We start from the raw sequence: 21,787 nt of genomic DNA on the forward strand, positions 1-21,787 counted from the left end.
ACGCAATCAACGTACTGCGATTGCATACAAAACGCCTGGTCTAATCGATCAGGCGTTTTTTTGTGCACGGAAGGGCGTTTATGCACCGTTTTGCGCTCGGCGTAACGACATTATCGTGAGATAATGCCGCCTTGCTTTTTTACGGCCCAGGCACGCATTGCGCGCCCGGGCGTCCGTTTGTCCGGGCTGGCCGCAAGGGCCGCCAACAGGTGATGGAATGCGTAACTGGATTTTGCCGGAATACATTTCCGACGTACTGCCGCGAGAAGCCAGGCAAATTGAAAGCATGCGTCGCGGCATGCTGGATCTGTTTGCTTGCTATGGCTATGAACTGGTGTTGCCGCCGCTGGTGGAATATGTGGAGTCGCTGTTTCTGCATGATGATCCGGCGCTCGATCTCAAGACCTTCAAGCTGGTGGATGAGCTAACTGGCCGCCAGATGGGACTGCGGGCAGATATCACGCCGCAAGTGGCGCGCATCGATGCGCATATCCTCAATCGTCAGGGCACCACCCGCTTGTGCTATTCGGGTTCGGTGGTTAACACGCGCCCCGACGGCATTTTGTCGACGCGCGAACCGCGTCAGATTGGTGCCGAAATTTACGGCTGTGCCGATATTGCCGCCGATGTCGAGATCATCGAGCTGATGTTTGAAAGCCTGGCGCTGGCCGGGCTGAAACAAGTGCGGCTGGATATAGGCCACATTGGTTTGTTCCATGCGCTGGCCGATGCGGCTGGCCTGAAAGACGATGCACGCGACCAGACATTCTCGGCGCTGCAACAAAAAGATATTCCGACCCTGCGTGCAGTAACCGCGCATCTGGCGCCTGAACTGGCGGCCGGTTTGCAAGCGCTGCCGGGTTTGTATGGCAACAGCAATGATGTGCTGGCGCGCGCCGGCAAGCTACTGCCAGCCGTGCCCGGCGTAACCGAAGCGCTGACTGCATTGCAACAGCTGGCCAGTGCGCTGGCGGTGCGTGGGATTGGCGTTCGCTTTGATCTGGCCGAAGTCCGCAGCAGCGATTACCACACCGGTCTGGTGTTTGCCGCCTATGCGCAAGGCTTTGCCAATGCCGTAGCCCGCGGCGGTCGTTATGATCGCGTCGGCGAAAAATTTGGCCGCTCGCGGCCAGCGACGGGTTTCAGTCTGGATTTGCGTGAGCTTAGCCGCTTGCCGTTCCCGACTGCACAAAGCGCCATCCTGGCGCCAGCGGGCGATGATCGCGCATTGATAGACGCGGTGCGCGCTTTGCGCAAATCCGGCGAAACGGTGGTGATTGATCTGGGTGTGCAGCCTGCTGAAGCGCACGTAGATCGGGTATTGCGTCTGGAACAAGGCAACTGGGTAGTGCGTCCGCTTGTCTGAGCGGATGGGCGCGCTGGCGGGAGTCTGCTAAAAGGTGGGCTGCCTTTTGGCAGCATGGGTTAACAGTCGTTATTTTTGGTAAATCGAGGTTTTGAATGAGCAGAAACGTAGTCGTGGTTGGCACCCAATGGGGCGACGAAGGCAAAGGCAAGATTGTCGACTGGCTGACCGATCACGCTCAAGGTGTGGTGCGCTTTCAGGGCGGTCACAATGCCGGGCATACGTTGGTGGTGGGCGGTAAAAAGACCGTGCTGCGCCTGATTCCCTCCGGCATTCTGCATGCAGGCAAGGCTTGCTTTATCGGTAACGGCGTGGTGATTTCGCCGGAAGCCCTGCTCAAGGAAATCGACGAACTGAACGCCGCCGGTATCGACGTCGCCAGCCGTCTGCGCATTTCCGAAGCTTGCCCGCTGATCCTGCCGTATCACATTGCCATCGACCAGGCGCGTGAAGCCGCCAGTGGCGAAAAGAAGATCGGCACCACAGGTCGCGGCATCGGTCCGGCCTATGAAGACAAGGTGGCGCGCCGTGCAATTCGCTTGCAAGACTTGTTCCATGGCGAGCGCTTTGCCAGCAAGCTGAAGGAAAACGTCGATTACTACAACTTCATGCTCAAGCATTATTTCAATGCTGAAACCCTGGATTTCCAGCGCGTGCATGACGAAACCCTGGCTTACGCTGAACGCATCCGCCCGATGATGGCCGATGTGTCGCGCACGCTGTATGACATGAACAAAGCCGGTCAGCCGCTGTTGTTTGAAGGCGCACAAGGCACGCTGCTCGATATCGACCACGGTACTTATCCGTACGTAACGTCGTCCAACTGTGTGGCTGGCGCTGCTGCGCCGGGCGCCGGCGTGGCGCCGCAGATGCTGCATTACGTGCTGGGCATCGTTAAGGCGTACACCACCCGCGTTGGCTCCGGTCCTTTCCCGACTGAATTGTTCGACGAAGTGGGCGCAGGTCTGGCCAAGCGCGGCAACGAATTTGGTTCGGTAACGGGGCGTCCGCGTCGTTGCGGCTGGTTTGATGCCGCTGCGCTCAAGCGCTCGATCCAGATCAATGGCGTGTCAGGCCTGTGCGTCACCAAGCTCGACGTGATGGATGGCATTGAGACCATCAATCTGTGTACCGGCTACAAGGTGGACGGCAAAGTCGTCGACATCCTGCCGGTCGGTGCGGAAGAAATCGCGCGTTGCGAGCCGGTGTACGAAGAAATGCCGGGCTGGTCCGAATCGACCTTCGGGATCAAGCGTTGGGAAGATCTGCCCGCCAACGCCCGTGCTTACCTCAAGCGCGTGGAAGAAGTGTGCGAAGCACCGGTCGATATTATCTCGACCGGTCCGGATCGTGAAGAAACCATCGTGATGCGCCACCCGTTCGGCCAGTAAGCTGAGCCGGTGCGTTTCAATAAAAACCTCGCTGCGGCGAGGTTTTTTTATGCCTGAGCGATGTGGTCTAAAACAGATGGCCCTGCTGACCTGGCGCACGGAACAAGGTGCAATCCAGGTCCGGGCGCCCTTGGTTGAGCCCCAGTTTCTGAATCGCCAGGCGAAACCGTTGCGTAATCATCTGCGCGTATTGGCCAGTTCCTTTCATGCGCTGGCCCCAGTCACTGTTATAGAGCGCGCCTTCGCGGGTGTCGCGCACCAGATTCAAGACGTGATCGGCCCGGTCGGGGTAGTGATTACGCAACCAGTCCTCGAATAATTGAGTGAGCTCGTGCGGCAGGCGCAACAGCGTGTAGCCGGCCGAGCTTGCGCCCGCCGCTTTGGCGGCGGTAAGGATGCGTTCCAGCTCGTGATCATTCAGCGCCGGGATCATCGGTGCCGCGAGCACGCCAGTCGGAATGCCGGCCTCGACCAGCGTGCGCACGGTCTGCACCCGCCGCAGCGGCTGGCTGGCACGTGGCTCCATGACGCGTGCCAGATCACGATCCAGCGTGGTGATGCTGACGTTAACGGATACCAGATTGTGCGCGGCCAGATCTTGCAACAAATCGATATCGCGTTCGATTAGCGCATTTTTAGTCAGCATATACACCGGGTGCCGCGCTTCGAGCAGGACTTCGAGAATCGCGCGCGACAACTTTGCGTCGCGCTCCAGCGGCTGATAGGCATCGGTGTTGGAGCCCAGGCAAAGCGGCGCTGGCTTGTAGCCGCGCTGCATAAAGCGCTCACGCAGCAATTGCGCTGCATTCGGTTTGGCGATCAGTCTGGTTTCGAAATCCAGACCGGGGCTGAGGTCCCAATAGGCGTGGCTGGGTCGCGCAAAACAATAGATGCAACCATGCTCGCAGCCTTGGTATGGATTGACCGAGCGATCAAACGGGATGTCGGGAGAGGAGTTGCGAGTCAGGATGTTACGCGCGGGCAGCCATTGCACGGTGGTGGCAGGGCGGCCGGGCTCGTCTGGTATCCAGCCGTCATCCTCCGCCTGGTAACGCTGGCTCTGAAAACGATTATCGGGATTGATGGCCGTGCCGCGGCCCCGCTGTATGCTCATGCTGGCTGTCACCGTAATAGAACGAACGTACTATAACAATCGGTGTGGGCAATCGCCATGGGCATTTCGCCAACGGTCGGGATGGCGGGCAGCGTAAGGGATTTACGTATTTGTGCGAGTCATTTAACAGAACCGTAATCCGTTCATCGGCAGCTGGCAAAGCAGCGCTGGATTGAGAATCGTTCTTGCGACATAATGCGAACAGTTCTCAGTAAACGGCGATTCGTGCATGTACATCTGCATTTGCAACAGCGTTAACCAGAAAGCCATCCACGCCGCAGTCGAAGACGGCGTGCAGACCTTTGCGCAACTGCAAATGGCCACGCGTGCGGCCACTTGCTGCGGGCAATGTACCAGCTGTGCCAAAGAAGCCCTCTACGACGCGCTCGAAGCTAAAGCCATCCGCGAATGGGATGAGGCAGAAGCCGCCTGAGCGTTTTTGGCGCGTAGCAGCCCCCAAAGCCTCGGGTTCAACCGAAAGCCCGTTTTACCTCTTCCGCATTGCTGTCTACAACGCGCCGCTCAGGCTGCGCTGCTGTCTTCGCCCAGCTGCGATTGCAGATAGTTGCTCAGACCAATCACCTTGATCAGATTCAGCTGCTGTTCCAGCCAATGCGCATGGTCGACTTCGGTGTCGTCGAGCAGGTCGGTGAGCATTTCCCGCGTCACGTAATCCTGCGCTTGCTCCGCAATCGCAATCACGCTCTTCAGCGCAGCCGCCACGTCGTATTCGGTTTCCAGATCGTATTGCAGCATCGTCGGCACGTCGTTGCCGATACGCAGCGGCGTACGTGCAGCCACATTGGGCGTGCCATTCAGAAACAGAATGCGGGCGATCAGACGGCGAGCATGGCCAATTTCGTCCTGGTGCTCATGCGCGATGCGCGCATACAGACGCTCAAAACCCCAGTTGTGATACATCTCGCTGTGCAGGAAATACTGATCAATCGAGGTCAGTTCCGCCGCCAGCAGGCTGTTCAGGCCGTCGATAACATCTTGTTTGCCTTGCATATTGCCTCGCTTGTTCAGTCTTCGATCTGCGCTTGCAGATAATTGCCGATGCCCATGGCGGGAATCTGATCGAGCTGGGTTTCCACCCAATCCAGGTACTCTTCTTCGTCTTCCAGCAGGTCGGTCAGAATGTCGCGCGTGACATAGTCTTGCGCGGTTTCTGCGCTTTCGACGGCCTGGCGCAGGGTCAGCAAATGTTCGCCGACCAGCTTGAGATCGCATTCCAGCATTTCCTGCGGATTTTCACCGATCCACAATTTGCCGAGTTGTTGCAGGTTGGGCAGGCCTTCCAGAAACAGAATGCGTTCGATCAGTTTGTCAGCACGCTTCATGGCGTGAATGGACTCGTGATAAACCGCATCGTTGAGCCGCGCAAATCCCCAGTTTTTGTACATGCGTGCATGCAGAAAAAACTGGTTGATCGCGGTCAGTTCGTTCGTGAGCACTGTATTCAGTGCGCGCAGAACGATGGGATCACCCTTCATGGCAGCTCCTTACGTGTGAAAACACCGTATTTTATGACACTTCCGTGTGCACCATTGCCCCAAAATCATCCGTTTCACGCGGATCGGATGGCGTGCTAGTCTGCTTGCCGCATCTACACCACCAGAATGATTCTCATGACACTGCCACCAGACATCCTGACTCTTGCCCATGCGCTCGCCGATCTTTCGGGCGAGATGATCAAACGCTATTACCGCCAGCCGTTTGCCATCGATGAAAAGGCCGATGACAGCCCGGTCACCATCGCCGATCGAGAAGCCGAGCGCGTCATGCGCGAACACATCAAGGCGGCCCGCCCGCAGGACGGCATCATTGGCGAAGAGCATGGTGAAGAGAACACCGATGCCGAATGGGTCTGGGTGCTGGATCCGATTGATGGCACCAAATCGTTTACGGTAGGCCGGCCTTTGTTTGTGACCCTGATCGGCCTGCTGCACTTTGGCCAGCCGGTGTTGGGCGTGATCAACCAGCCGATTACGGGCGATCGCTGGATCGGTGGAGCAGGCCTGCCCACCACGCTGAATGGTCAAGCGGTGCAAGTCAGTGCCGTGGCCGAACTCAAGGCCGCCCGCATCGGCACCACCGGCCCGGAATATCTGACTAACGCATTGCCGCTGTTCAATCAGATGGTGGCCGAGTGCCGCTATCCGATTTACGGCGGCGACGGTTATCTGTACGCGCAGCTGGCCAGCGGCTGGCTGGATGTGGTGGCCGAAGAGGGCCTCAAGCTGCACGATTTTGCGGCGCTGGCGCCGGTGATTATCGGCGCGGGTGGCGTGATGACTGATTGGCAGGGCCAGCCGCTGGTGCTGGGTAGTGCCGGTTGCGTGCTGGCTGCTGCCACGCCGGCCTTGCATGCGAGCTTGCTGCCCGCTTTTGCCCGATTGCCTTTATAATGCCGATCATTCTGGTTTAGCGAACACACACGATCATGGCTCAAGACATCAACTACGTTTCTGATTTCACCAAGTTCATGCAAGGTTTTCTGGAAGAGAACAAAGACGTGGCGGAAGGCCAGATCGAAGGCCGCGCCCTGTTGTGGGACAAGCAGCCCATCAATCTGGACGAGCGCAGCCGCGAGTCGGAGTCCAATCTCAAAATGAAGCCGTATCCGTATTCGCTGGACTAAGCCACAGCGTTTTCAGCAGCACCTCTGGCAGGCCGGTCTATCCGGCCTGTTTTGCATTGTGGCGTCGCGCGCCGTGGCGCGTTTGCAACGCCCGTCGCATCTGTCGAGCGGGCGCTGGGCGCAGCGGGGCGACGTGGTAAGATGCCGCCCTTTCCAAGTTTGCCGCCTCTGGAGTTCATCATGCGTATCGGTACGCCGCTGTCTGCTTCTGCCACCAAAGTCATGCTGCTGGGCAGCGGGGAGTTGGGTAAGGAAGTCATCATCGCCCTGCAACGTCTGGGTGTCGAAGTGATTGCCGTAGACCGCTACGCCGATGCCCCGGGCATGCAGGTGGCGCATCGCAGCCACGTGATCAATATGGCCGACCCGGTGGCCTTGCGCGCCCTGGTCGAGCAAGAAAAGCCGCACCTGATCGTGCCGGAAATCGAAGCCATCGCAACCGAAGAACTGCTGCGCATCGAAGCCGACAAGGTTGCCGAGGTAATCCCGACCGCGCGCGCCACCAATCTGACCATGAACCGCGAAGGCATCCGGCGTCTGGCCGCGGAGACGCTGGGTCTGGCCACCTCGCCCTACAAATTTGCCGAAACGCTGGATGAATTGCGTGCGGCCATCGCCGAGATTGGCTATCCCTGCCTGGTCAAACCGGTAATGTCGTCATCGGGCAAGGGCCAGTCCACCTTGCGTTCCGAGGCGGATGTCGAAGCCGCGTGGAACTATGCCGCCAGTGGTGGCCGCGTTAACCAGGGCAAGGTCATCGTCGAAGGGTTTATCGATTTCGATTACGAAATTACGCTGCTGACGGTGCGGGCAGTAGGCGCCTCGGGCCAGGTGGAAACGTATTTCTGCGATCCGATTGGCCATGTGCAAGTGAAGGGCGATTACGTGGAGAGCTGGCAGCCCCAGGCGATGAGCCCGGTGGCGCTGCAACGCGCTCGCGACATCGCCGCCAGGGTTACTGGCGATCTGGGTGGCCGTGGCCTGTTTGGCGTGGAGCTGTTTGTGAAGGGCGATATGGTCTGGTTCTCTGAAGTCAGTCCGCGCCCGCATGACACTGGCCTGGTCACGCTGATGTCGCAGCGTTTCTCTGAATTCGAACTGCACGCCCGCGCCATTCTTGGCCTGCCGGTTGATACCGGTATGCGTGAGCCGGGTGCCAGCGCGGTGATTTATGGCGGCATGAACGAGGCTGGCATTGCCTTTGAAGGCGTCAAAGAGGCGCTTTCTTTGCCGCGCATCGATCTGCGTTTGTTCGGCAAGCCCGAAGCTTTCGAGCGCCGTCGCATGGGCGTGGCGCTGGCTGCGGGCGACGACACCGGCATTGCGCGCGAACGGGCCAAGCACGCCGCCAGCCTGGTGCGCCCGGTCAAAGGCGAATAAGCATGGGTGACGCTGTCGATCCTGCTTTGCAAGCACTGACACCGTATCAAATGCTCGGCGGCGCAGCCGTGCTGCGTCAGTTGGTGGATCGCTTCTACGATCTGATGGCCAGCGACCCGCGCACGGCCAGCTTGCACGCCATGCACAGCACAGACACCACGCTGATTCGGCAAAAGCTGTTCGAGTTTTTGTCGGGCTGGCTGGGTGGCCCATCGCTATATATCGAAAAATACGGCCATCCGATGTTGCGCGCCCGCCATCTGCCCTTTGCGGTGGATGAAGATGCGCGCGATCAGTGGCTGCTGTGCATGTATAGCGCGATGGACGAATTGCATCTCGACCCGGCATTGCGCGACCATCTGGAAGACGCGTTTTTTCGCACCGCCGACTTTATGCGCAATCGCTGAGCAGCCAGACTGAAGCAGCAACACAAAACGCCCATGTCGGGCGTTTTGTGTTTGTGGCTGGCGTTACACGATCAGATGCAGCTCACGCGCCAACTGGAACAACTCCATGTCGTTGCGTGCACCGAGCTTTTCCATCGCCGATTTCTTTTGATGGCTGATGGTTTTAACGCTGCGGTTCAGCTGCTGCGCAATCTCGGTGATACAACGCCCGGTGGCGTAGAGCCGCATGACTTCCAGCTCGCGCTGGCTGAGCGTGCGCAAACCGCCGGTTTCTTCGTCCGGCATTTGCCCCGCCAGCGCTCTGGCATGCAAGACGCTGCGGCCCAGATATTGTCGGCCCACCATCACCGACTGGATGGCCTCGGCCAGATCGGCCAGATCGTCCTGCTTGTTCATCACGCCGTCGGCGCCCGATTTAAGCATGCTTTCAATAAATGCCACGTTATCGAGCATAGTCAGAATGATCAGCTTGCATTGCGGCGCCAGCCGTCGGATGTGCCTGAATAAAATCAGGCCATCGGGCGTATCGGCGCCTGGCATTGAATAATCGCTGACTATTAAATCTGGCATATCTTCATGCAGCATCTGGATTAATTGGCGACCGTCATGCGCTTTGCTCACCCGCTTGATGAAGGGAATGCGCGCAAGCGTTTGCTCAAGGCCCAATAAAACAATGGGATGGTCGTCCGCGATAATTACTTTCAGGCTGGATTGCACAATGAGAACCTGTTCCTTTAGTTTATAAAAGCCGGGTTACCTGCTTATGCGCTGTGTCGGGATATTAAAGCAACTCGGGCATTTGGGCTAATAGCCTTGTCATTATTGATGTCGTGCAATCTCGGCAAAATAATATTTCTATTTTTGTAATTGTCTTTTATAAATTTCAATTCGATTAAATTTAATTTGATAATTACGCTATCAGCTTTCTGATTTAGCCTTTGCACGCGCACTGCTTGTCAGCAGAAACACGCTTGATAGTTACAGCGCACAGCCCCATCTGCGCTAAAATCCGTTGCCGTGCGCCGCGTGCGCTGGCAGTACCTTTCTTCTTTTTCCGGTAATTGCACATGTCTGATCTAAACACCCTCCAGGCCACGCTCGCAGCATTGATCGACCCGAACACGGGCAAGGACTTTATGTCCACCCGCAGTGTCAAGAACCTGCGATTCGAGCACGGTGTCGCCAGCATGGAAGTGGTGTTGGGTTACCCGGCGCAATCGCAGACCGGCATCATTCAGCAGCAGATCGAAACCGCGCTGCGGGCCCTGCCAGGGGTGAGCGGCACTGAGGTGCGGGTGAGCTGGCAGATCGTGTCGCATTCGGCGCAACGTGGCGTAGCGCTGTTGCCGGGGGTCAAGAACATCATCGCGGTGGCCAGTGGCAAGGGCGGGGTGGGCAAGTCGACTACGGCGGTCAACCTGGCGTTGGCTCTAGCGGCCGAAGGCGCACGCGTGGGCTTGCTCGACGCCGACATCTACGGCCCGTCGCAGCCCACCATGATGGGTGTGGCCGATCAGCGTCCCAGCTCACCGGACAACAAACATATCGAGCCCATCCTTAGTCACGGCGTGCAAACCATGTCGATCGGCTTCCTGATCGATACCGAACAGCCCATGGTCTGGCGCGGTCCGATGGTGACGCAGGCGCTGCAGCAACTGCTGAACGACACGCTATGGCAGGACCTGGATTATTTGATTATCGATTTGCCGCCAGGTACCGGTGACATCCAGCTGACCTTGTCGCAGAAAGTGCCGCTGACGGGCGCAGTGATTGTGACCACGCCGCAAGATATTGCGCTGCTGGATGCACGCAAGGGCCTGAAGATGTTCGAGAAGGTTGGCGTGCCCATACTCGGCATCGTCGAAAACATGTCGGTGCATATCTGCAGCAATTGCGGCCATGCCGAGCCGATCTTTGGCGAAGGCGGCGGTGCCGCCATGTGCGCGGATTATGGCGTTGATTTGCTCGGCCAGTTGCCGCTGGCCTTGTCCATCCGCCAGCATGCCGATGCGGGCAAGCCCAGCGTGGTGGCCGAGCCGGGTGGCCAGGTGGCGCAGATCTATCAAAGCATCGCACGCAAAGTGGCGGCGAAAGTGGCTTTGCGGGCGCAGGATTTCTCCGCCAAATTCCCCAAAATCGTAATCCAGAACGATTGAGCCCCTCGCGGCGTAGCCGGCGCACCGCCGCATACTGCGGCAGGCGGTGCGTCTGCTACACTTGCCGCTTTATTTTGCCCCCCAGACTCCGTGCGCCTGACCCACATCAAACTTGCCGGCTTTAAATCGTTTGTTGACCCCTCGGTCATCCACGTGGCTGGGCAATTGGTGGCGGTATGCGGGCCCAATGGATGCGGCAAATCCAATGTGATAGACGCGGTGCGCTGGGTGCTGGGCGAATCTTCGGCCAAGCAATTGCGCGGCGAATCGATGCAGGACGTCATCTTTAATGGCTCCGGTGGGCGCAAGCCGGTGTCGCGCGCGTCGGTGGAACTGGTGTTTGACAACAGCGCCGGGCTGGCGGCAGGCCAGTGGAGCCAGTACGCCGAAATCTCGATCAAGCGCCTGCTGACGCGGCAGGGCGAATCTTCGTATTACATCAATCAGCTGCCGGTACGGCGGCGCGATATTACCGATCTGTTTCTCGGCACCGGTGTGGGCAAGGGCGGTTACGCCATCATCGAGCAGGGCATGATCTCGCGCATTATCGAAGCGCGGCCCGAAGAATTACGCCACTTTCTGGAAGAAGCGGCGGGCGTTTCCAAATACAAAGAACGCCGCCGCGAAACCGAGACCCGTCTGGCCGATACCCGCGACAACCTTGAGCGCGTGGACGATATTCGCCGCGAGCTGACTGCGCAGATCGAGAAACTCGATGCCCAGGCTGCCGTGGCGGCGCAATTCAATACGCTAAAAGAAACCATCGTCGAAAAGCAGAATCTGCTGGCGCTGCAACGCAAGCTGGATGCGGCCCGCGACGTGGAGCATGCGCGGCGCGATATCGATCTGGCGCAAACTGCGCTGGATGGGCAGATCGCCGAATTACGCGCCACCGAAGCCACGCTGGAAACCTTGCGCGAAACGCATTTCAGCGCCAGCGACAGCGTGCACAGCGCGCAGGCCGAGTTGTACGACGCCAATGCCGCTGTGGCGCGGCTGGAGCAGCAATTGCTGCATTTGCGCCAGAATCGCGACCGCCTCAATCAAGATTTTGACGCCGCGAAACAAGAGCTCGCCCGCATCGAGCAGTCGTCACGCCAGGCCGAAGCTGAGCACAGCGAGTGGACGCGCCAGCAAGAAGACGCCAGCCTGGCCGCCGAAGCGGCCGCGATGGCGCTGGAAGAAGAGACCTTGCGTTTGCCCGAGCTGGAGCAAGCGCAACGCGAGGCCGAGCAACGCTTTGAGCAAGTGCGCGACGAACTGGCACAGTCGCGTAATGCGCTGCAACTGGCGCAACAGCAGTCCGCCAACCATGTGCGCAATGCCGAGGCGCTAAAAACGCGGCGTGACCGGCTGCAGCTGGAGTTGTCCCGGCTGGCTCCGGCAGAGGGCAATGACGCACTGGCCGAGCGACTGGAAGACGCCGCTTTGGCGCTGGAAAGCCAGCAACTGGCGCTGGCCGACACCGAACTGGCGCTTGATGACGCGCGCCAACACACGCAGGACGCCAACGCGGCCCGCGACCAGCTGCAACGCGAATACACCGGTGTACAGGCGCGCATCCATGCGCTGGAAAGCCTGCCCGCGCCGGTGGACGATGCGGTGCTGCAATCCTGGCTACGCGATGCGGGTCTGGCCGACGCCGCACCTTTGTTTGAATCGTTGAATATCACTGCGCCGTGGGGCAAAGCCGTTGAAGCGGTGTTGGGACTGCGCATGCAGGCGCGCAGCGTGACGGCGATGCCCGCCGAGGTGCCACCGTCCGCCTTGGCCCTGTTGTGGCCGGGGGACGCGGCCGAGGTTGCAAGCACGCTACCCTTGCCGGGCCTGGGGGCGTACGTGCGCGCTGAACACACCGCCGCGCCATTACAAGACTGGCTAGGCCAGGCATGGTGTATCGAGAGCGCCGCCGACTGGCCGCAATGGCGGGCGCAGCTACCGTTGGGTGGCGTGCTGGTGACGCCGGAGGGCCATGTGGGCGACCGGCATGCGCTGCACTACTACGCGGCGCAAGGCGTGGTCGCCAATCTGGTGGCGCAACGGCAGGAGCTGGAACACGCGCGCCAGCAAGAACAAACACTCGCGCCGCAATGGCAAGCGGCGCAGGCCGCGCAGGCGGGGGCCACGCAAGCGCTCAATCAGATTGAAACCACGCTGAAGCAACAACGCCAGCAGCTGGCCGAAGCGCAAAAACGCCATACCGATCTGGCGCAACAAGCCGCACGCCAGCAGGAGGCACGGGCCGCACAGCAACGCCAGCAAGTGCAATGGCAAGACGAGGCGGCAGCGCTGAATACGCAACTGGAAGAAGAGATTTACGCCGGACAAGAGGCCGAGCAAACCCGGCTGCAACTGGCCGAGGCGCTGGCGCCGCTGCAAGAACAGCTGGAAAGCCACAAGCTGGCGCGGCACGAGGCTGAATCCGCCTGCGACCTGCAGCGCAGTCGGCTGCGTCAGGCGGAACGGATGGCGCAGGAAAGCCGCTTTGCGGTGCAAGCCGTGCAAACGCGGATGCAGGATAGTCGGCGGCGCGATGACGATTTGCAGCAACGGCGCGAGACGGTAGTGGAGCGGCTGGAAAGCCTGACACTGGAACTTGAGGGCATCGACGAAGGCGACTTTGATGTCGGCTTCCAGGACGCCATCAATCTGCGCAGCGAACGCGAACGTTTGCTGGCCGCCGCGCGCGATGCGCTCAATGGCTTTGCCCAGCAGATGCGCGACCAGGAAGCCGCACGCCAACGTATCGAAGCCGGAATGGAACCGGCGCGTGAGGCCGTCAACGCGGCACGCCTGAAAGAACAAGAGGCAAGGCTGGCGTTGAGTCGGTTTACCGAAGAGCTGGCCGAGGCCGGCGCCGATGAGGCCGCCTTGCAGGCCAAACTGGGCGCCGGCCTCAAGATCAACAGTTTGATGAGCGAGATTGCGCGGCTCAGCCAGGCGGTGAATGCACTGGGCTCGGTCAACCTGGCGGCGCTTGAAGAGTTAAATACGGCGCGCGAACGCGAGCAATATCTGAATGCGCAGGCGGGGGATTTGCTGGCAGCGGTCGAAACGCTGGAAAACGCCATCCGCCGCATCGACCGCGAAACGCGCGCTTTGTTACAAGACACCTACAATACGGTCAACGCCAACCTGCAAGAGTTGTTCCCTTTGCTGTTTGGCGGTGGCCATGCTGAGCTGGTGTTGACGGGGGATGAAATCCTGGATGCCGGAATGAGCATCCTGGCGCAGCCTCCGGGTAAGAAGAACAGTACGATCCACTTACTGTCAGGGGGCGAGAAAGCACTGACTGCGTTAAGTCTGGTATTCTCGCTGTTCCGGCTGAACCCGGCGCCTTTCTGCCTGCTGGATGAGGTAGACGCGCCGCTCGATGACGCCAACACGCTGCGGTTTTGCGAGTTGGTTAAAAAAATGGCCGAACGCACGCAGTTTCTGTATATCAGCCACAATCGGCTGACCATGGAAATGGCAGGGCAACTGGTGGGCGTAACGATGCAGGAACAAGGGGTGTCACGCGTGGTGGCGGTGGATATAGAAACCGCTTTGTCCATGCGCGATGCCGCAACCGCTTAAACATGATCGCTGACGTGGCGAAGCCGCGGCGGGGTCGATTGATACAGTCTGGACCATGACCGATTTACAACTGGGTTCCCTGGCGATTGGCGGCGCGCTCGTCGTCGCCGTCTACGCATTCAACTCCTGGCAGGAATATCGCTACCGCAAGCAAGCGGCCAAAGCGTTTGCGCGTAATCAGCCTGATGTATTGCTCGAAACGCCGCAAAACGTGGTGCGCAAGGGCGATAGCCAAAGACTGGAACCGGCGCTGGGCGTGCCTGCCGCTGCGGAGGTTCGCCACGAGCCGGAACTGGCCACCATCGATGACGGCTTGATCGATGAAGAAGTCGGCGCAGTGGGTGCGGCCAAAGAGCCAACCTGGTACGAACCGCCGCTGGAAGCGCCGTCCGCACCCGCACCGCGCGTGCCGCCGCAACGTCCGCAAGTGCAGCGCAACACACCCGCGCCTGCACCAGCCGTACAGCGCAGCAGTGATGACACCGAGGTCGCCTCCAGCTTGCTCGACCCGGCCCTCGACTTTGTGGCCGAAGTGCATGCGGGCATCGATATTCCTGCTGATGAAATCCCGCCATTCCCTGGCGCCAAGCGCGTGCAAGTCATCGGCCAGGGCGACGATGGTCGTTGGCAAATTGTGTATGGCAATACCAACGCCGCCTTCAACGAGCTGCGCGTCGGCCTGCAATTGGCCGATCGTCAGGGGCCGCTGACGCAAGAACAACTGAATGGCTTCTGTATGGCCGTGCAGCAGTTTGCCGATGGCCATGAAGCGGTAGTGACCTTTCCGCAGCGGTCGGCCAAGCTGGCTGCAGCGGCCGATCTGGATGAATTCTGTGCTTCGGTCGATGTGTTGATCGGCCTGAATGTACTGGCGCAAGACAAGCCGTTCCCGCTGGAGCGCGTGCGTTTGCTGGCGGAACAAGCGCGCATGGTGCGCACGCCGGATGGCACGTTCCATTACAAGAGCGATTCCGGCAAAACGCTGTTTGTGCTGGCCAATCAGGATCAAACCCCGTTCGGCAATACCTCGCCCGCCTTGACGCTGCTGTTTGATGTGCCGCGTGTGGCCGGCGGCCTCGAAGTCTTTGAATATCTGTGCGACTTTGCGCTGCATCTGTCGCAAAGCCTGGGCGGCAATCTGGTGGACGATAACGGCAAGCCGCTGACCGAAAGCAGTCTCGGTAATATCCATCGCCAACTGGGCGGCATTTATGCGCGCATGGACGACCGCGGCATTGTGCCGGGCTCAATGGCCGCACTGCGTCTGTTTGCATAACGGCGGGCGGCTGCGCCGCTACACAACAATAAACGACCCGAACCTGCGCTTGCCGGTTCGGGTTTTTCATTTTTCCTTGTTACTGGACTGTATGTAATGAGCGATCTCGACTTACAAAACACGGCCGCGCAGCTGCGCGAAACACTGCATAAATACGGCTATCAGTATTACGTGCTGGATGATCCGACGGTGCCCGACGCCGAATACGATCGGATTTTTCGGGAGTTGCAAGCGCTGGAACTGGCGCACCCCGAATTGATTACGCCCGATTCGCCCACCCAGCGCGTGGGCGGCGCACCGCTGCCGTCGCTGAAACCGGTGACGCATCGGGTGCCCATGTTGTCGCTCAATAACGCGTTTGAAGAAGAAGACGCGCTCGCCTTTGACAAGCGCGTGCGCGAAGCGCTGGGCGTGGCTGAAGTGGCCTATGACGTCGGCCCCAAGTTCGATGGCATGGCCATGAGCCTGACTTACGAGAACGGCGTGCTGGTGCAAGGTGCAACGCGCGGCGATGGCGCCACCGGCGAGGACGTTACCCCCAATGTACGCACCATCCAGGCCATTCCGCTCAAATTGCGCGGCACCAATCTGCCCACGCTGCTGGAAGTGCGTGGCGAAGTATTGATGTTCAAAAAAGACTTTATTCGCCTGAATGAAGAACAAGTCGCCAAAGGCGACAAAACCTTCGCCAACCCGCGCAATGCCGCAGCCGGGGCCACGCGCTTGCTGGATTCGCGCATCACCGCCTCGCGCCGGCTTAATTTCTTTGCCTATGGCATTGCCACCTGTGAAGGCGCTACGCCGCCGAGCACGCAGTCGGGCGTGATGGAATGGCTGGGTCAGCTGGGCTTGCCGATTTGCCAGGAACGCGCCGTGGTGAAAGGCGGTGCAGGGCTGGTCGAGTACTACCAGCATATCGGCGCGGTGCGGCCCAGCTTGCCGTATGAGATTGATGGCGTGGTGTACAAGGTCAACCCGTTTGCGCAGCAAGAAGAACTGGGCTTTGTCTCGCGTGCGCCGCGCTGGGCCATCGCGCATAAATTCCCGGCGCAAGAAGCACTGACCCTCGTCGACGCCATCGACGTCCAGGTCGGGCGAACTGGCGCGATTACGCCGGTGGCGCGCTTGCAGCCGGTGTTTGTCGGTGGCGTCACCGTCACCAATGCCACTTTGCATAACGAAGACGAAGTACGGCGCAAGGATGTGCGGGTGGGCGATACCGTCATCGTGCGGCGTGCAGGCGATGTAATCCCCGAAGTGGTAGGCGTGGTGCTGGAAAAACGCCCGATGCGTGATGTGCCGGGTGGCGATCTGTTTAGTCAGGCGCAGGAACCGCTGCAGCCCGCGTATCGCTTGCCCACCCAGTGTCCGGTCTGCGGCTCGCATGTGGTGCGTGAAGAAGGCGAAGCCGTCGCGCGTTGTTCGGGCGGCCTGGCTTGCCCGGCGCAACGCAAGCAAGCCATCGCGCATTTTGCCGGGCGGCGCGCCATGGATATCGACGGTCTGGGCGAGCGCTATATCGATAATCTGGTCGATCTGGAATACGTACATGGTGTGGCCGATCTGTACCGGCTGACGCTGGCGGATTTTGTCGAAATGAAACGGCGTGCAGACGAGCGTGATCAGAGCGCGCCGGCCACCGCCGCAACGGGCAAAGAGAGCCCGACCAAATGGGCCGAGAACCTGCTCGATGCCATCGCCGCCAGCAAACAGCCGCCATTGGGACGCATGTTATTTGCGCTGGGCATCCGCCACGTTGGCGAATCCACCGGCAAAACGCTGGCGGACTGGCTGGGTACGCTGGAATTCGTCCGCCATGCGCCTGCGCCGTTGTTGCGCGTGTTGCCGGATATCGGTGGCACCGTCGCTGACGCAATTGCCGATTTCTTTGCCGAAGAACGTAATCAGCAGGCATTGCAAGCGCTGCTGGACGCGGGCGTGGCGCCCACCGGCCAGCACGCACCCCATCCTGAATTACGCGACAAGCTGGAAACCGCTGAGCTGTATGCAGCGCTGGGTGTGCCCAAGCTCACAGCGGTGCGCAGCAAACAACTGGCCAGCAGCGTGCCTGATCTGGCGGCGCTGGCTGCGGTCGATGCCGATGAGCTGACCGTGTTGCCAGCTGATGTGCGGGCGGCGCTCAAGCTCTGGTTGGCAGAGCCGGGGCATCAACAACAATTGCTGGCTCTGGCCGAGATCCGTGCGCGTTTGCTGGCCGCTTTGCCCGCAACCAGCGCACTGGCGGTCGGCCCGCTGAGCGGCAAGACGCTGGTACTGACGGGCACACTGCCCACGCTGGGGCGTGATCAGGCGAAAGAACTGATCGAAAAAGCCGGCGGCAAAGTCTCGGGCAGCGTGTCAAAAAAGACCGATGTGGTGGTGGCGGGGGCCGAGGCGGGCTCCAAGCTGACGAAAGCGGAAGAGCTGGGCATTACCATCTGGGACGAAGCCGCTTTACTTGTAGCCGTGAGCAGCATTACTACATAAATATTTTTTCTGTCTACCTGTTGTCAAATGCTTATGGCCTGTGTAATTATCGGTGCATTCATGCAGCGACGTTCATTTTATTGAACTCAGGCCGGAGAACGAAAACCCGCTTGACGTCGTTGTTTAACTCATTGAACATGCCGCAATGCGCAAAACCGATGCCATCCGCCTGTTTGGAAGCCAGTCCCGTCTTGCCGACGCCTTGGGAGTCGGTCGTTCTGCCGTTTCGCAATGGCCGGACGAGTTGCTGCAAAGACAGACGGATCAGGTGACGGGCGCGGCAATGCGCTTGGGCTTGCTGGATTCAGGTCAATACGTTAAGGGGTTTGGAATGCAAAAAATTCGCAAGGCAGTCTTTCCTGTCGCTGGTATGGGCACCCGCTTTCTGCCCGCCACCAAGGCAAGCCCGAAAGAAATGATGTCGATTGTCGACAAGCCGCTGATCCAGTACGCCGTGGAAGAAGCGCTGGACGCCGGTGTGACCGAAATGATCTTTATCACGGGCCGCAACAAGCGCTCGATCGAAGATCACTTTGACAAGGCCTATGAGCTGGAAAGCGAACTGGCCGCCAAGAACAAGCAAAAGCTGCTGGATATCGTGCGCAATGTGCTGCCCAAGGGCGTGACTTGCGTGTACATCCGCCAGCCCGAAGCGTTGGGCCTGGGTCACGCCGTGCTGTGCGCCAAACCAGCCGTGGGTGACGAGCCGTTTGCCGTCATCCTGGCAGATGACTTGATTGATGGTGCCACCTCCGAACTCAAGCTGATGGTCGATCTGTTCGACGATACGCATTGTTCGGTGCTGGGCGTGGAACAGGTGCCGCACGAAGACACCGGTTCTTACGGGATTGTTGAAATCAATAACAGCGCGCCTAACCGCCTGAAAATCAACAACATCATTGAGAAACCCAAGCCAGAAGAAGCGCCGTCCAATCTGGCTGTGGTTGGCCGTTATATTCTGACGCCGCGTATTTTCCATCATCTGCAACATGTGCAACCGGGCAAAGGCGGCGAAATCCAGCTTACCGATGGCATTTTTGCGCTGATGCAAGAACAGCATATTCTGGCGCATCGCCTTAAAGGCACGCGTTACGATTGCGGCAGCAAATTCGGCTTTTTGAAAGCCACTTATGAACTGGGTTTGAAACACCCGGAAGTGGGCGCGGAATTTGCGGAATATCTGCGTATGCGTGGCCAGATTGATTCGCTGGCTGCTTAAAAAGTAGAAGGCCGCAGCGTTTGCGGCGCTGATTACAATAAATGAGGCGACATCTCTGGTGTCGCCTCATTTTCTTTTTTAAGATGGCGGCGTATGAGCCGATAAAGATAATACATTCCGGGCGATTGCCGCCTGGCTCTGCAGGAGAAGTCCATGCTCGCCATCATCGGCGGAACCGGCGCTGGCCAATTGGCCGATTTGCAGAACACGCGCCGTCAGGTAATTCGTACTCCTTATGGCGAGCCTTCGGGCGCGCTGACCTTTGGCGTGATTGCCGGCCATGATGTGGCGTTTATTGCACGGCATGGTTATGGCCATACCTTGCCGCCGCATCAGATCAACTATCGCGCCAATATCTGGGCGCTGGCCCAGCAAAAGCCCGACGCCGTGATCGCCATCGCCTCTGTGGGCGGTATTCGGGCAGATCTGGCGCCCGGTACTCTGGTGATTCCGGATCAGATCATTGATTACAGCTACGGCCGCCATCAGACCTATTTTGAAAGCGGGCACCGGCCGGTGACGCATATTGATTTTACCGAGCCGTATGACCGCGCCTTGCGCCAGCAATTGCTGAGCGCGGCGCACGCCGAAACCATTCCTTTGATAGACGGCGGCACCTATGCCTGCACGCAGGGGCCGCGCCTGGAAACCATGGCCGAGATACGGCGCATAGAGCGTGATGGTGGCGATATGGTCGGTATGACTGGTATGCCCGAAGCCGCGCTGGCGCGTGAGCTGGGCCTGCGCTATGCCACGCTGGCCGTGGTCAGCAATTGGGCGGCGGGCAAGGGCGACAGCGACCATAACGTCACGTTCGATCTGGCTGGCGATGCCTTCCAGGGCGCTTTGCGGCAAATCACCCGCATTCTGGGGCAGTTGGCCCGCGCCTGATTGCCGCTGCATAAGGAAAACCGAAATGAAAGTCGTGATTCTGGCGGGTGGTCTGGGTACGCGTTTAGGCGAAGAAACTGATTTGCGCCCCAAGCCCATGGTGGAAATTGGCGGGCGGCCGATTCTTTGGCACATCATGAAAAGCTATTCCAATTATGGCTTTCATGAATTCGTGATCCTGCTTGGCTACAAAGGCAATCAGATCAAGGAATTTTTTGCCAATTACTTTTTATATCAGGGCGATGTCACCATCGACCTGACCGATAACCAGATTACCGTACACCGCAATCAATCCGAGCCGTGGAAAGTGACTTTGCTCGAAACCGGTCGCGATACCATGACCGGCGGCCGCATATTGCGTGCGCGCGATTATCTGGGTGACGAAGACTTTATGCTGACTTATGGCGATGGCGTTTCAGATATCGATCTGGACGCATTGCTGGCACAGCACCAGGCTAATCCGCAGACGCTGGTGACCATGAGCACGGTGCAGCCTGAAGCGCGCTTTGGCATTGTGGGTTCGGACGACGCCGGCATGATCCGCGAATTCCGCGAAAAACCGGCGGGAGATCTGGGCTGGATTAACGCCGGTTTTATGGTGTGCCGCCCAGGTGTGTTTGATTACATCGAAGGCGACAGCACCGTGTTTGAAGCCGCGCCGCTGGAAACGCTGGCCACCAGCGGCCATTTGATGGCGTATCGGCATACCGGCTTCTGGAAATGCATGGATACGCTGCGCGATAAATTGCAGCTGAATCAGCTCTGGGCCGAGAAGCAAGCGCCCTGGAAAACCTGGGAATAACCGCGTTGTTTAATGACATTTATCGCGGCCGGTCGGTATTGGTGACTGGCGATACGGGCTTTAAAGGTTCGTGGCTGGCTTTATGGTTGCAACAGGCGGGCGCGCAAGTGCACGGCTACAGCTTGCCAGCGGAGCCCGACCACGCGCACAGCCACGTGCTGGGCCTGGGCCATGCGCAAACGCTGGCGGATATCCGCGATGTGGAAGCGCTGCGCCACGCCATGGCCACCGCCGCGCCGGAAATCGTGTTCCATCTGGCGGCGCAACCGCTGGTGCTGACTTCGTATCAAGACCCGTTGTCCACCTGGCAAATCAATGTGCAAGGCACGGCCAATGTGCTGGAGATTGCGCGCCATTTGCCTTCGGTGCGCGCCGTGGTCGTGATCACCACCGACAAGTGCTATGAGAATCGGGAATGGCCGTGGGGCTATCGCGAGATCGACGCTTTGGGCGGGCATGATCCGTATAGCGCCTCCAAAGCCGCCGCCGAACTGGTGGCCGCGTCTTATCGCGCCAGCTTTGCCGTGCGGCCGGGTATGCCGCCGCTGTATATCGCTACCGCGCGCGCAGGCAATGTGATCGGCGGCGGCGATTGGGCGCAATACCGTTTGATACCGGATATCGCGCGCGCCGCAGCCAGTGGCGAGGCCGTCGAAATCCGCAATCCGCTGGCCATCCGCCCGTGGCAACACGTGCTGGAATCGCTGAGCGCCTATCTGCTGATCGGCCAGCATTTGCTACAAGAAAACAGCGCGGTGGCTTCGGCGTGGAATGTCGGGCCGTCGGATGACGATATCGCCGCAGTGCAGGATGTGCTGACGCAAATGCAAAGCCACTGGCCGCAAGTGCAATGGCGCAAGATCGGCGCAGAGGCGCACGAGACCAACGCCTTGCGCCTGGATTCTTCGCGCCTGCGCCAGGGCCTGGGCTGGAAACCGGTGTGGACGTTGGCGCAAACGCTGGCGCATACCGCGCAGTGGTATCAGGCCTGGCAGCAAGGCCAGGTGTTGTCGGCGCTGCAATTGCAAACCTATCTCGACGATGCGCGCGCGGCGGGCATCGAGTGGGCGCAGTAAGC

Annotated in this window: 19 protein-coding genes; 15 read left to right on the forward strand and 4 right to left on the reverse strand. The window is 59.4% G+C overall.

Annotation, left to right across the window (positions count from 1 at the left end; translation table 11 throughout):
• Positions 1 to 217 precede the first annotated feature (217 nt).
• On the forward strand, positions 218 to 1,366 hold the full coding sequence (locus ACYQ1A_RS00795) for an ATP phosphoribosyltransferase regulatory subunit (protein WP_499359381.1): 1,149 nt from the start codon (positions 218 to 220) through the stop codon (positions 1,364 to 1,366).
• Between the two features lie 95 nt (positions 1,367 to 1,461).
• Positions 1,462 to 2,757: an adenylosuccinate synthase gene (locus ACYQ1A_RS00800; protein WP_499359382.1), complete on the forward strand. Its 1,296-nt coding sequence runs from the start codon at positions 1,462 to 1,464 to the stop codon at positions 2,755 to 2,757.
• Between the two features lie 67 nt (positions 2,758 to 2,824).
• Here the strand turns inward: ACYQ1A_RS00800 and ACYQ1A_RS00805 are convergent, their stop codons facing one another.
• The gene (locus ACYQ1A_RS00805) at positions 2,825 to 3,871 is read right to left on the reverse strand and encodes a PA0069 family radical SAM protein (RefSeq protein ID WP_499359383.1); all 1,047 of its coding nucleotides are present in this window, start codon (positions 3,869 to 3,871) and stop codon (positions 2,825 to 2,827) included.
• Positions 3,872 to 4,100: 229 nt separating this feature from the next.
• Between ACYQ1A_RS00805 and ACYQ1A_RS00810 the strand changes: the two genes are divergently transcribed.
• On the forward strand, positions 4,101 to 4,304 hold the full coding sequence (locus ACYQ1A_RS00810) for a (2Fe-2S)-binding protein (RefSeq protein WP_062222627.1): 204 nt from the start codon (positions 4,101 to 4,103) through the stop codon (positions 4,302 to 4,304).
• An 89-nt stretch (positions 4,305 to 4,393) separates the two neighbouring features.
• Here ACYQ1A_RS00810 and bfr (ACYQ1A_RS00815) read toward each other — a convergent pair whose 3' ends face one another.
• Together bfr (ACYQ1A_RS00815) and bfr (ACYQ1A_RS00820) are read right to left on the reverse strand one after the other, a co-directional pair.
• Positions 4,394 to 4,882, reverse strand: a complete 489-nt coding sequence (gene bfr, locus ACYQ1A_RS00815) for a bacterioferritin (protein ID WP_062222625.1) — start codon at positions 4,880 to 4,882, stop codon at positions 4,394 to 4,396.
• 14 nt (positions 4,883 to 4,896) lie between these two features.
• Positions 4,897 to 5,367 (reverse strand): bacterioferritin, encoded by a 471-nt coding sequence (gene bfr, locus ACYQ1A_RS00820; RefSeq protein WP_499359386.1) that lies wholly within the window; start codon positions 5,365 to 5,367, stop codon positions 4,897 to 4,899.
• 135 nt (positions 5,368 to 5,502) lie between these two features.
• Between bfr (ACYQ1A_RS00820) and ACYQ1A_RS00825 the strand changes: the two genes are divergently transcribed.
• The 4 genes from ACYQ1A_RS00825 to ACYQ1A_RS00840 all read left to right on the forward strand — a co-directional run bounded on the left by ACYQ1A_RS00825 (position 5,503) and on the right by ACYQ1A_RS00840 (position 8,302).
• Positions 5,503 to 6,282 carry an inositol monophosphatase family protein gene (locus ACYQ1A_RS00825; protein WP_062222644.1) on the forward strand — a complete coding sequence of 260 codons (780 nt, stop codon included), beginning with the start codon at positions 5,503 to 5,505 and terminating at the stop codon, positions 6,280 to 6,282.
• Positions 6,283 to 6,317: 35 nt separating this feature from the next.
• Positions 6,318 to 6,515 carry a DUF3460 family protein gene (locus tag ACYQ1A_RS00830; protein WP_499359388.1) on the forward strand — a complete coding sequence of 66 codons (198 nt, stop codon included), beginning with the start codon at positions 6,318 to 6,320 and terminating at the stop codon, positions 6,513 to 6,515.
• 180 nt (positions 6,516 to 6,695) lie between these two features.
• Entirely contained in the window at positions 6,696 to 7,895 is a 1,200-nt protein-coding gene (purT, locus tag ACYQ1A_RS00835; RefSeq protein WP_499359389.1) for a formate-dependent phosphoribosylglycinamide formyltransferase, read from the forward strand.
• Positions 7,896 to 7,897: 2 nt separating this feature from the next.
• Positions 7,898 to 8,302 (forward strand): group II truncated hemoglobin, encoded by a 405-nt coding sequence (locus tag ACYQ1A_RS00840; protein ID WP_499359393.1) that lies wholly within the window; start codon positions 7,898 to 7,900, stop codon positions 8,300 to 8,302.
• A 63-nt stretch (positions 8,303 to 8,365) separates the two neighbouring features.
• Here the strand turns inward: ACYQ1A_RS00840 and ACYQ1A_RS00845 are convergent, their stop codons facing one another.
• The gene (locus ACYQ1A_RS00845; protein WP_062225195.1) at positions 8,366 to 9,019 is read right to left on the reverse strand and encodes a response regulator; all 654 of its coding nucleotides are present in this window, start codon (positions 9,017 to 9,019) and stop codon (positions 8,366 to 8,368) included.
• A gap of 350 nt (positions 9,020 to 9,369) precedes the next feature.
• On the opposite strand from ACYQ1A_RS00845, the gene apbC reads away from it, so the two are divergent.
• The 8 genes from apbC (at position 9,370) to rfbG (ending at position 21,785) form a co-directional block, all read left to right on the forward strand.
• Positions 9,370 to 10,458, forward strand: coding sequence for an iron-sulfur cluster carrier protein ApbC (gene apbC, locus ACYQ1A_RS00850; RefSeq protein ID WP_062225196.1), 1,089 nt, complete (start codon positions 9,370 to 9,372; stop codon positions 10,456 to 10,458).
• Positions 10,459 to 10,548: 90 nt separating this feature from the next.
• Positions 10,549 to 14,034 carry a chromosome segregation protein SMC gene (gene smc, locus ACYQ1A_RS00855; protein ID WP_499359395.1) on the forward strand — a complete coding sequence of 1,162 codons (3,486 nt, stop codon included), beginning with the start codon at positions 10,549 to 10,551 and terminating at the stop codon, positions 14,032 to 14,034.
• A gap of 55 nt (positions 14,035 to 14,089) precedes the next feature.
• Complete coding sequence (locus tag ACYQ1A_RS00860; RefSeq protein ID WP_499359396.1) at positions 14,090 to 15,310, forward strand: cell division protein ZipA C-terminal FtsZ-binding domain-containing protein; 1,221 nt, start codon at positions 14,090 to 14,092, stop codon at positions 15,308 to 15,310.
• A 96-nt stretch (positions 15,311 to 15,406) separates the two neighbouring features.
• A complete protein-coding gene (ligA, locus tag ACYQ1A_RS00865) occupies positions 15,407 to 17,797 on the forward strand; it encodes an NAD-dependent DNA ligase LigA (RefSeq protein WP_499359398.1) in 2,391 nt (796 codons plus the stop codon).
• Positions 17,798 to 17,942: 145 nt separating this feature from the next.
• Entirely contained in the window at positions 17,943 to 19,016 is a 1,074-nt protein-coding gene (galU, locus tag ACYQ1A_RS00870; protein ID WP_499359400.1) for a UTP--glucose-1-phosphate uridylyltransferase GalU, read from the forward strand.
• 153 nt (positions 19,017 to 19,169) lie between these two features.
• Entirely contained in the window at positions 19,170 to 19,907 is a 738-nt protein-coding gene (locus tag ACYQ1A_RS00875) for an S-methyl-5'-thioinosine phosphorylase (RefSeq protein ID WP_499359402.1), read from the forward strand.
• 25 nt (positions 19,908 to 19,932) lie between these two features.
• Positions 19,933 to 20,709 carry a glucose-1-phosphate cytidylyltransferase gene (gene rfbF, locus ACYQ1A_RS00880; protein ID WP_499359403.1) on the forward strand — a complete coding sequence of 259 codons (777 nt, stop codon included), beginning with the start codon at positions 19,933 to 19,935 and terminating at the stop codon, positions 20,707 to 20,709.
• 5 nt (positions 20,710 to 20,714) lie between these two features.
• Positions 20,715 to 21,785 carry a CDP-glucose 4,6-dehydratase gene (gene rfbG, locus ACYQ1A_RS00885; protein ID WP_499359404.1) on the forward strand — a complete coding sequence of 357 codons (1,071 nt, stop codon included), beginning with the start codon at positions 20,715 to 20,717 and terminating at the stop codon, positions 21,783 to 21,785.
• Positions 21,786 to 21,787: the final 2 nt, after the last annotated feature.

Source organism: Silvimonas sp. JCM 19000 (assembly GCF_054652575.1).